The sequence below is a fragment of the Mesorhizobium sp. M5C.F.Ca.ET.164.01.1.1 genome (genome assembly GCF_004792125.1).
Lineage (GTDB): Bacteria > Pseudomonadota > Alphaproteobacteria > Rhizobiales > Rhizobiaceae > Mesorhizobium > Mesorhizobium wenxiniae.
Genome location: NZ_SRTG01000001.1, coordinates 23,156 through 34,128 on the forward strand (window position 1 = coordinate 23,156; position 10,973 = coordinate 34,128).

9 protein-coding genes and 1 pseudogene are annotated in these 10,973 nt (G+C 61.1%); 6 read left to right on the forward strand and 4 right to left on the reverse strand.

All coding sequences use genetic code 11. The features are described from left to right. Positions 1–123: 123 nt before the first annotated feature. The 3 genes and pseudogenes from EN807_RS00130 to EN807_RS00140 all read left to right on the forward strand — a co-directional run. Positions 124–588 (forward strand): annotated as a pseudogene (locus EN807_RS00130) (leucine zipper domain-containing protein); the annotation flags it as partial. Between the two features lie 318 nt (positions 589–906). Further along, a complete protein-coding gene (locus EN807_RS00135) occupies positions 907–1,491 on the forward strand; it encodes a class I SAM-dependent methyltransferase (RefSeq protein WP_135933425.1) in 585 nt (194 codons plus the stop codon). A gap of 203 nt (positions 1,492–1,694) precedes the next feature. Further along, the gene (locus EN807_RS00140; RefSeq protein ID WP_127317571.1) at positions 1,695–2,135 is read left to right on the forward strand and encodes a hypothetical protein; all 441 of its coding nucleotides are present in this window, start codon (positions 1,695–1,697) and stop codon (positions 2,133–2,135) included. Positions 2,136–2,514: 379 nt separating this feature from the next. Here EN807_RS00140 and EN807_RS00145 read toward each other — a convergent pair whose 3' ends face one another. Beyond that, the gene (locus EN807_RS00145; protein ID WP_135933426.1) at positions 2,515–2,832 is read right to left on the reverse strand and encodes a hypothetical protein; all 318 of its coding nucleotides are present in this window, start codon (positions 2,830–2,832) and stop codon (positions 2,515–2,517) included. Between EN807_RS00145 and EN807_RS00150 the strand changes: the two genes are divergently transcribed. Then, on the forward strand, positions 2,809–3,153 hold the full coding sequence (locus EN807_RS00150; RefSeq protein WP_164783940.1) for a hypothetical protein: 345 nt from the start codon (positions 2,809–2,811) through the stop codon (positions 3,151–3,153). The two genes, EN807_RS00145 and EN807_RS00150, sit on opposite strands and share 24 nt — an antisense overlap. Positions 3,154–3,309: 156 nt before the next feature. On the opposite strand, the gene ggt is transcribed toward EN807_RS00150, so the two are convergent. From ggt to EN807_RS00165, 3 genes are all read right to left on the reverse strand, one after another. Continuing rightward, complete coding sequence (gene ggt, locus EN807_RS00155) at positions 3,310–5,043, reverse strand: gamma-glutamyltransferase (protein WP_135933427.1); 1,734 nt, start codon at positions 5,041–5,043, stop codon at positions 3,310–3,312. A gap of 401 nt (positions 5,044–5,444) precedes the next feature. After that, a complete protein-coding gene (gene rhaI, locus EN807_RS00160) occupies positions 5,445–6,734 on the reverse strand; it encodes an L-rhamnose catabolism isomerase (protein ID WP_135933428.1) in 1,290 nt (429 codons plus the stop codon). Between the two features lie 12 nt (positions 6,735–6,746). Beyond that, positions 6,747–8,849, reverse strand: a complete 2,103-nt coding sequence (locus tag EN807_RS00165; RefSeq protein ID WP_135933429.1) for a bifunctional rhamnulose-1-phosphate aldolase/short-chain dehydrogenase — start codon at positions 8,847–8,849, stop codon at positions 6,747–6,749. A gap of 213 nt (positions 8,850–9,062) precedes the next feature. On the opposite strand from EN807_RS00165, the gene EN807_RS00170 reads away from it, so the two are divergent. Together EN807_RS00170 and rhaS are read left to right on the forward strand one after the other, a co-directional pair. After that, the gene (locus tag EN807_RS00170; protein ID WP_127317576.1) at positions 9,063–9,872 is read left to right on the forward strand and encodes a DeoR/GlpR family DNA-binding transcription regulator; all 810 of its coding nucleotides are present in this window, start codon (positions 9,063–9,065) and stop codon (positions 9,870–9,872) included. A gap of 45 nt (positions 9,873–9,917) precedes the next feature. Next, positions 9,918–10,913: a rhamnose ABC transporter substrate-binding protein gene (rhaS, locus tag EN807_RS00175; protein ID WP_127317577.1), complete on the forward strand. Its 996-nt coding sequence runs from the start codon at positions 9,918–9,920 to the stop codon at positions 10,911–10,913. Positions 10,914–10,973 lie beyond the last annotated feature (60 nt).

Below are 10,973 nucleotides of genomic sequence, written 5' to 3' on the forward strand. Positions count from 1 at the left end.
GTCTTTTTTCAATATTTGCTTCGCTATTAAGTTAGCTAGCTGTGAGCTTTCAGGAGGTTGTCCATTCGGCCCTGACCGATAAAGCTGAGGTTGTCGAAGCTTCAGTGATTCTCGGAGGACCGAATGAACATCCACAAGAATGCCCGTCTGACGCCGCTGCGTCGAGAGGAGATGGCCCGCGACGTTGTTGAAGGCCGTCTTTCCAAAGCCGATGCGGCGCGGACATACGGAGTGACGGCGAAGGTGGTGGCGCGCTGGGTGGAGCGCTTTCGGGCCGAGGGAAGCGCCGGCATGATCGACCGTTCCTCGCGGCCGAAGACAAGCCCGAAGCAAACCGAAGCGGCGGTGGCGGACGCGATCGCAGCGCTGCGCCGGCAGCGCCTGACCGGCAAGCACATCGCCATGCAAACCGGCGTGTCCGAGGCGACGGTGAGCCGGGTGCTGGCACGCGCCGGCCTGTCGCGGCTGAAAGACCTGGAACCGGCCGAGCCGGTGCGCCGCTATGAGCGCGAGCATCCCGGTGAGCTCATCCATCTCGATATCAAGAAGCTGGGCCGGATCGGCTCTGTGGGGCACCGCATCACCGGGCGATATCCTGGCGCCGTCAACCGCCGCGATCAGATATCGGAAAATTGGAGGCAGCGGACCTGCGATTTGCTCAACGCTCCGCTTCTGAGATAAGGTTAAGTTGCAATGGCATTGAGCGAATAGCGCGATATCCGGGAACCGAACCAATCCACAGAAATATTTTGTTGGTATTTTTGTTGGCTATCCCTGCTCTTGCGTGGGTCCCAACTATTTGGAAACAAAGCCAGATTTCCTTCGCTTTGATTCCGCCTCTGGGCACCATTTTCCATGGCAATTGCATAACGGTCCGACAGACGTTTCGTTGGACTTTGCCGGAAAATGCACGAGAGAGCAGATAAAATTCGACTTGGTCCAGGACACGGAAGGATAGTCGTGCCTTTTTGGAAATCGCACAAGAAATATAGCGCAGGAACGTGGGACGATCGGCTCGATGGATTATTCTCATGCGGGGTAAACTACTCCGGTAAGACGATCCTAGACGTGGGCTGCAATATGGGCATCGTCGCTTATGAAATCGCCAAACGCAGACCGGCCTACATCCACGGCATTGACATTCTAAAGCCACACACCCGCGTGGCGCGTTCTATCTTTCTAGGATCGAACGTAGAAAGTCGATTTGACACCATGAGTCTTGGGAGTCGAAAGCTTCAATCTGTTCTAAATGACTGTTACGATATCGTTCTTCTTCTCGCTGTGTACCAGCATGTCCGCAGGGGGTTGGGTCAGGAGGAGGCCGATCGCATCTTCATCGACATCATCAACCGCGCACAGACCATTGTGGCGCGAGTTCCCGACGAAGACGACGTCCGTCTTCAGTCTCTAATCGAGGGTGCGGGGTTTACCTTATCTGATCGCCACAAGTCGCCACGCGGCAGTACAGTTCTGGCTTATCATCGTCACTAGACCGGGCGGATGGCGATTGCCTGCGCGACTCACGCACCAGACGAATTTCCCGCGCGTATCGGCAAAATCACGTGACCTGAGCACATCATGGCGGCTTCGGCCCGCGAAACGTCTTTGCGCGCGTTGGGCGGATGACGGATTTGATTTGCTTGGTGATCCTCCATCCTTAGGGCAAACTGCCTGCCGGGGCTCTAGGAGGCGAAATGAGAGCACGCGCAGCAACGGTTGGGGATCTGGAAGCTCTTTTCCGTGATCTGTCCCAGCGGATATCGGACGAATACGCCGCGGCCGGCAAGGACAGCAAGATCGCCTACGACAATCTGATGATGAACTTGAAAGAAGGTCGGGCTCACGCGCTTGTCCAGGGCGAAAAGACCGTGGCGATCATCGCGTGGCACGAGCATAGCGACGCTGCCGATACGCTGTTCGCCGCACAGGAGGATTTCTTCAGTGCCGCGACCGTTCGCTTCTGCAAGCGGCACATTCGCCATATCCAGGCGCTCGCCGGCAACCTCCCCATTCATTCGCGCAGCTGGCTCCAGAGACCGGACGTCGCAAAATGGTTTCGGATAATCGGCTATGTCGAGCGAGGCCAGGAGAATGGCGCCAACCTGTTCGAACTGCCGCCGGCTCCGGCCGCATAAGAAATCCAGGCTTGTTGCAAAACGCTTCCTTTGAGTTCCGGCGGTGCCGCGCTCACGACGGTGTGCCAAAAAGGCCCGCCGCTCCATTTGCGAAGCGGCGAGGCCCCATATTTGGGACAACTTCCAGGCTGTTGCCCGGCATTGCCTACCGTGCAATTCAGGTGCCAGACGACTGACCCATAATGGGTCACCACAGCGGGAAGCGCGAACCATCCTTCCGCGATCACACCACTGCCAATACCGCGCAATTCCTGTTATTTTTCCTTGCGGCGGACCTGATTTCCGCCTGGCCGGCGCCCATCAGGCAACCTACCCCAACGCCCCCCCAAAGTGGCGCCGGCCAACTTCGCCGCTGACCCAACCTTCGCCACCGACAACGTCAAGCACGCCGTTGCGAGGGCGAGGCCTGCGCGCGATCGTCGTCAGGCCCGATACTCAGGGGCAGCGTTTCGAAGCCGACTCCAGAGAGGCGGACTTTCAAGTCGGAACGCCCGGCTGCGATTCCAATCCGACAGATCGCCTGGAATGACAGGACGATCCGACATAAATCCAAAAAACCGGTAGCAAGCTGCGGCCAGAAAGTGTTGAAGACGGTGCCGATCGCATTGAACGCGGCGCGATCCAGTTGCGCTCGGCAAGGCTTGATGATTTGTTGCCGCTTCAAGGAGAATGAATGATGCGCGAGCCTGTCGGTCAAGACGAATATGGGTCGGCCAACCCCTTCGACCCGGACGACCTGACGACGTTGAACGTGATGGGTCCGGGTGTGGCCAGCAACGATTTCGAGAAATACGCGGTCGCCGTGATCATCGTGTTCGGCGCCCTCATCGTTGGCGGCTTGATGGCCGCATGCCTGGCCCTGGGGCATCGCAACGGCTTCCTGTACGCGCTTGGCGGCGCCACTGCGGCGTGGATAGCCGGAAATGCGCTTCTGCTCGATCGGCCGCGTATCTATGCCTTGTTCGTCGGCATCGCGGCGGTGATGCTGATTGCGTCCACCATAACGCTGGTCATCTGATGGTCTGCCGATATTCAGGTGATGCCGGCCTGCGAATGGCGGTCTCCTGCGCTTCCGGTACTCGCGTACCGAAAGTTCGCTCCGTTCCGGTTCTCGGAAACCGCTATTCTCGGCTCGGCCTGACCTGAATCTCAACAGACCCGACGCGCACGAAATTTAATATCCGATCGCCTCGCCGGATGCGGCGCGGCTGTCGATAGCGCCGTTGTAGCGGGCGCCGCCGCCCTTCTCGATCTCGGCCAGGCTCTTGCCGCCGACCAGGATGCCGGCCGCCTGGCCCCAGGTCGCCTCGGTGACATCGAGGTGGTAGCCCATGCCGGCAAGCAGCTTTTCGGTATCGGGCGACAGGCCGAACGGTTCGATATAGACCGTGTCTGGCAGCCACTGGTGGTGGATGCGCGGCGCGTCGATCGCCTCCTGGATGTTCATGCCGTGATCGACGACGTTGACGATCGCTTCCAGCGTGATGGTGATGATGCGCGAGCCGCCGGGGCTGCCGATGACCATGAACGGCTTGCCGTCTTTGGCGACGATGGTCGGGCTCATCGACGACAGCGGCGTCTTCCTCGGCTCGATCGCATTCGCCTCGCCCTGGACGAGGCCGTAGAGATTGGGCACGCCCGGTTTCTGGGTGAAATCGTCCATCTCGTTGTTGAGCAGGATGCCGGTGCCGTCTGCGACGACGCCGGCGCCGAACGAACCGTTCAGCGTATAGGTTACCGCGACGGCGTTGCCGTCATTGTCGACGATCGAATAATGTGTCGTCTCCTGGCTCTCGCCAAAACCCTTCGGCATCAAATCCTGCGACACGCCGGCCCGGAACGGATCGATCTTTTCGCGGATTTCTTTTGCATAGGCCTTGTCGAGCAGCTTTTCGACCGGATTGTCGACGAAGTCGGGATCGCCGAGCGCCGAATTGCGGTCGACATAGGCATGGCGCATTGCCTCGACCATGACTTTGACGGTTTCGGCAGAACCCGCGCCGAGATAGGACAGCGGGTAGAGTTCCAGCACGTTGAGGATCTCGCAGATGATGACACCGCCCGAGCTCGGCGGCGGCGACGAGGTGATCTCATAGCCGCGGTAGTTGCAGGTCACCGGCTCGAGCTCGCGGACCGCGTAGTTCTCGAAATCCGCCTTGGCCAGAATGCCGCCCTTCTCCCCGCTCGCCTTGACGATGCCGTCGGCGATCGGTCCTTTGTAGAAGGCATCGCGACCTTGCTCCGAAATGGCTGAGAGCGAGGCGGCGAGATCGGCCTGAACAAGGCGCTCTCCGATGGCATAAGGCCTGCCGTCCGGCTTCAGGAAGATGGCAGCCGCCGCTGGGTCCCTGGCCAGCCGCTCGGCGCCGCCTTCGAGCGAGGCGACGTCGCCCTGCTCCAGCACGAAGCCGTCCTTGGCATAGCCGATCGCCGGCGCCATCAGGTCCCGCCTCGTCAGCGTGCCGTATTTCTCCCGTGCGGTCTCGAAGCCGGCCACCGAGCCCGGCACGCCGACTGCAAGATAGCCGTCCAGGCTGGCGCCCTTCACCGGCTTGCCGTCCTTGTCGAGATACATGGTCTTCGTGGAGGCGAGCGGCGCCCGCTCGCGGAAATCGAGGAAGGTCGAGCGGCCGTCCTTGAAGCGAATGGTCATGAAGCCGCCACCGCCGATATTGCCGGCATTCGGATAGACCACAGCCAGCGCATAGCCGACGGCGACCGCCGCATCGACGGCATTGCCGCCCTTTTTCAGCATCTCGACGCCGACTCGCGATGCCAGATGCTGGGCGGTCACCACCATGCCATGCTCGCCCTTCGCCGGCTGCGGCGAGGCGGCGAATGCGGCCACCAGCGGCGCAAAGGTCAAGGTAAGGGAAAGACTGATTGCGATTAGGGTGCGGCGGTGCATGGCCGTTCTCCGAGGGGTGGGGTGCGCCTAGAACAGCCGCTTGGTGAAGTTGAGTCTACTGACAATAATGAAGATTCGGCGAAGCTTGCACCTTCCACGAACTCTCACGACCTGGGTTCCTCGCCCGCCGCGAAGCGGGGGAGAGGTGGCCGCGAAGTGGCCGGAGAGGGGGCTTCGTAGAGGGGTCCCCTCTCGGTCTCGGCTTCGCCGAGCCACCTCTCCCCACTTTCGTGGGGCGAGGAACCCAAGCTGAAATGAAGCCGCGATCCTTCGCGCCCTCCCTTCCTGCTTGGCACAGCCGTTTTGTTCTGCTTTGTGCCGGCGATTATGCTATTAATTTATTTATGGTGCTGATTTGCGCCGCGACCCGCCGCTGGCGGGTTTTTCGTTTCAGGCCGATATCAAACAATCCCGCCGCCGCCGCTCGCAACCGCCGGCCGTTCCGCCGCGACCTTCGCCCGATAGCCGGCCGCCCGGTAGGCGGCGACCGGATCGATGGCGCCGCCCGTGTTCAGCCGCGCCATGGCCAGGATCGGCTCGACATCGGTGCGATAGGCGGCTTTCAGCGTTTGCGTCGCCATCAGCGCGTCGTTGGCGTCCTGATAGCCTTCCAGCGCCTTGCGATCGACCAGCAGCGCCTGCGCATAGGCGCGCTGCACCTCGACCGCGGACAGCATCAGGCTTTCGATCGGATCGGTGACGTTGTGGCTCTGGTCGAGCATGTGAGCCGGATCAAAGCCTTCGGCACCGGAAAGCTCGGCATCGACCAGCTCGTTGAAGACGAGGAACAGCCGGTAAGGATCGATCGAGCCGGCGTCGAGATCGTCGTCGCCATATTTCGAATCGTTGAAATGGAAGCCGCCGAGTTTCTTGAACTGGATCAGCCGCGACACGATCATCTCGATGTTGACGTTGGGCGCATGATGGCCGAGGTCGACCAGGCAAAACGCCTTGTCGCCGAGTTCGGTGGCAATCATGTAGTTGGTGCCCCAATCCTGCACGACCGTCGAATAGAAGGCCGGCTCGTACATCTTGTGCTCGGTGAACAGCTTCCAGTCGTCCGGCAATCCCGTGTAGATCTCCTTCATCGCGTCGAGATAGCGTTCGAACGCCTTGGCGAAATTGACCTGGCCGGGAAAGTTCGAGCCGTCGCCGATCCATACGGTCAGTGCCTTCGATCCCAGCGTCTTGCCGATCTCGATGCATTCGAGATTGTGCTCGATCGCCTGCCGGCGCGTTGCGGCATCGGCATGCGACAGCGAGCCGAACTTGTAGGAAAGTCGTTGGTCCCTGGCGTCGGAGAACGTGTTCGAATTCATGGCGTCGAAGCCGAGGCCGAAGCGGGAGGCGGCCTGCTTCAGCCGGTTCGGATCCGCCTTGTCCCACGGAATGTGCAGCGAGACGGTCGGCGTCGCCTGCGTCAACTGCCGGATGACGGCGCAGTCCTCGATCTTGTCGAAGATATCGCGCGGCTCGCCGGCGCCGGGAAAGCGGGCAAAGCGGGTGCCGCCGGTGCCGACGCCCCAGGACGGGATTGCCACGGCGAATTTTTCGACCTTGTCGCGGATAGCGTCGATGGCGATGCCGCGGCGGTCGAGGCGCTCGCCGAGCGAATCGTAGTCGCGCTTGAGGTCGGCCTCGCGCGCGGCGTTGTCCTTGTCGACGATGTCGGCGGAGATGATCTGTTCCATCGCCGCCTCCGCTCAGCGCGTGAACGACTGGGCGTTGCCCGCGTCGACATTGACGATGTTGCCGGTCGACTTGGCCGACATGTCGGACGCGAAGAAATAGATCGCCTCGGCGATGTCTTCGGGGAACACCGAACGCTTCAGCATCGAGCGCGAACGGTAATGCTCCTCGAGGTCGTCGGCCGACATCTTGTAGGCGGCGGCGCGCTGTTCCTTCCACTCGCCGGTCCAGATCTTCGAGCCGCGCAGCACGGCGTCGGGATTAACGACATTGACCCTGATCTGGGCTTCCGCGCCTTCCAGCGCCAGACAGCGCGCCAGATGGATTTCGGCAGCCTTGGCCGTGCAATAGGCGGCGGCATTGGGCGATGCGGCAAGACCGTTCTTGGAGGCGACGAAGACGACGTTGCCGCCGATCTTCTGAGCCCGGAACAGCCGGAATGCTTCCCGCGAAACCAGGAAATAGCCGGTCGACAAGATGTCCATGTTCTTGTTCCACAGCGCCAGCGTCGTCTCCTCGATCGGCGACGAGGTTGCCAGGCCGGCATTCGACACCAGTATATCGATGCCGCCGAACTCGACCGCCGTCTCGGCGAAGCCGGAGATCACCTGGTCCTCTGACGTGACATTGATGACCAGCGGCCGCACGAAATCCTTGCCATAGGCTTTCGCCAGCTCGTCATTGGCACTGGCAAGGGCGGTCTCGTCGATGTCGGCCAGCACGACGCAGGCGCCTTCGCGCAGCAGCCGGTTGGCCGTCGCCCGGCCGATGCCGCCGGCGCCGCCGGTGACCAGCGCGATCTGGCCGGCTAGAGCCTTCGGCTTCGGCAGGCGCTGCAGCTTTGCCTCTTCGAGCAGCCAGTACTCGATGTCGAAGGCTTCCTGCTCGGGCAGCCCGACATAGGTCGACACCGTCGAGGCGCCGCGCATGACATTGATGGCGTTGACGTAGAATTCGCCCGATATGCGCGCCGTCGCCTTGTCGCCGGCGAAGGTGAACATGCCGACGCCGGGCATCAGATAGACCACGGCGTTCGGATCACGCACCGGTGGCGAATCCACGTGCTTGCAGCGGTCGTAATAAGCCTGATAGCCAACGCGATACTCCGCCACATCGTCGGCGAGACGGGCGATGACGGCATCGACGTCAGAATTCTTGGGATCGAATTCGATGACCAGCGGCCGGATCTTGGTGCGCAGGAAATGGTCCGGGCAGGATGTGCCGAGCGCTGCCAGTGGGCGCAAATCCCTGGAATTGACGAATTCGAGCACGGCGGGCGAATCGTCGAAATGGCCAAGCTTGTGACTTTTCTCCGAGATCAGGCCGCGAATTCTCGGCATCAGCTTTGCCGCCACGGCGCGACGCCTCGGCGCGTCGAGCGATTTGACGACTTCGCCACCGAAGATCGGCTTGCCTTCAGACTTGCGCTCGAACCAGTCGATCGCCTGGTTGATCACCGAGATCGTCGTCTCGTAGCATTCCCGAGGCGTCTCGCCCCAGGTGAACAGGCCATGGCTTGCCAGGACGACGCCCTTGGCCTCAGGGTTTTCAACGCAGAATTTTTCCAGCCACAGGCCGAGTTCGAAGCCCGGACGCTTCCATGGCAGCCAGCCGATCGCGTCGCCGAAGATCTCTTTGGTCAGCGCCTTCGAATCCTTGGCGGCGGCAATGGCGATAATGGCGTCGGGATGCATGTGGTCGACATGGGGCTTCGGCACGAAGGCGTGCAGCGGCGTATCGATCGAAGCCGCGCGCGGATTGAGGTTGAAGGTGCAATGAGGCAGATAGCCGACCATCTCGTCTTCGTGCTCGAGGCCGCGATAGTGGCCCTTCAATGCGCGTAGCTTGTCCATGTAGAGCGTAGCGAAACCGTCGAGCTTGATCGAGGCGCTGTCGCCGCCCGAGCCCTTCACCCACAGCACTTCCACGCTCTCGCCGGTGAGCGGATCCTTTTGCCAGATCTTGGAAGAGGTGTTGCCGCCGCCATAGTTGGTGACGCGCTTATCGGAGCCAAGAACATTCGAGCGATAGACGAGACGTTCCGGCTCGCTCATCGCTTGGGCTTTCGCCTCATCCCAAAGATTGGCGAGGCGCGTGCCGGAGCGCTTGTCGAGCATAGGTAATCCTCCCGTGACGTGAGACGCGCAAATGGTGCGGTCAATTGCGACCACATAGCGGGTCAGCTTTGGCCGAATTTCCACGGAAGAAGCGGCATTGTCAATCACAAATGATCAAGATTGATCATACTGCACTGCACAATGAAATTATGTGATCGGAAATGATTGACACTGCGCGTTTTGGGTGCCTAGATGCTCAGGCAGGGAGGAACCATGCACGAGAAAGAACGCCACAGGATCATTTTGTCCGCCGTCCAGGAAAAGCCTGTGGTGACGGTGCAGGAAATGGTCGACCTGACGGACTCGTCCGAGGCGACGATCCGGCGCGACATCGCCGCATTGCATGTGCAAAAGCGCCTGCGCCGCGTGCGCGGCGGCGCCGAAGCGATCACGCCACCGCAGTTCATCGGCCTTGCCGGCCGGCCTTTTTCCGTCAACGAGACGATCAACGCTTCGCAGAAACGGGCGATCGCGCGGGACGCCGTGGAACTATGCAAGGACGGCGAGCCGATCATCATCAATGGCGGCACCACCACTTTCCAGATGGTGCATTTCCTGAGCGGCCGCCGCATGCCGATCTTCACCAATTCCTTTCCGATCGCCGAGCACCTGCTCAAGCACTCCAAGAACACGGTGATGCTGTCGGGCGGCACCATCTACCGCGAGCAGAACATAATCCTGTCGCCCTTCGAGAATGACGTGACGCGCAATTTCTATGCGCGCCGCATGTTCATGGGCGCGCAAGGGCTCGGGCCACTCGGCTTGATGGAAGGCGATCCGCTGCTGATCCAGGCCGAGCAGAAACTGATCGATCAGGCCGACGAACTGGTGGTGCTGGTCGACTCGTCGAAGTTCCGCAAACGCTCGAGCCTGATCCTGTGCGGCCTGTCGCGCATCGCGACCGTCATCACCGACGACGGCATTGAAGATCGCGAGGCCAAGATGTTGGAGGCCGCCGGCGTGACGCTGGTCGTCGCTCGCACAACGCTGGGCAGTAAGGAAGAATCTTCGCTGCAGGCCTGAGGCTCGCAGCGGCGATGGAATGCAACGCTCAAGGGAGGATATTCGATGAGCTTTCTGAAGAAACTGATGGTTACGGCGGCGTTCTCCGCCGCCATGTTCGTGAATGCCGCCTATGCCGAGAACGTCAAGATCGCACTGGTGGTGAAGTCGCTCGGCAACGGCTTCTTCGATGCCGCCAACAAGGGCGCCGAAGAGGCGGCCAAGGAACTCGGTGACGTCGATATTATCTACACCGGCCCGACCAAGGCGACCGCCGAAGCGCAGATCGAGGTGATCAATTCGCTGATCGCCCAGAAGGTCAACGCCATCGCCATTTCGGCCAATGACGCCGACGCGCTGGTGCCGGCGCTGAAGAAGGCGATGGATCGCGGCATCACCGTCATCTCGTGGGATTCAGGCGTCGCTCCGGAAGGTCGCCAGCTCCACCTCAACCCCTCGGACACAAACCTGATCGGCGAGACCATCATCAAGCTTGCCGCCGACTACCTGCCGGAAGGCGGCGATGTCGCCATCTTGTCGGCTTCGTCGACGGCAACCAACCAGAACGCCTGGATCGACGCGGCCAAGAAGGTGCTGCCGGAGAAATTCCCCAAGATCAACCTTGTCGCCACCGTCTATGGCGACGACGACTCGGCCAAGAGCACGGACGAGGCCAAGGGCCTTTTGAAGTCCTATCCGGACCTCAAGGCGATCATCGCACCGACCACGGTCGGCGTCGTTGCCGCCGCTCAGGTGGTGACCGACCAAGGCCTGATCGGCAAGGTCAACGTCACCGGCCTGGCGTTGCCGTCGGAGTTCAAGAAGTTCATCGACAACGGTGCCAGCCAAGCGGTCGCGCTGTGGAACCCGATCGACCTCGGCTACTCGGCCGTCTACCTCGCCCATGATTTGGCGGTGAAGAAGGAAGAAGCCAAGCCGGGTGCGACGCTGTCGATCGGCCGCGTCGGCAAGGTCACGCTCGACGATACCAATTCGGCTGCGATGGCTCCGCCCTTCAAGTTCGACAAGTCGAACATCGAAGAATTCTCCAAGATCTATTGATCCGGGAGCCCCTCAAGCCGGCGCGGCGGGACCTTAGATCCCGCCGCGTCCTCAAACGGA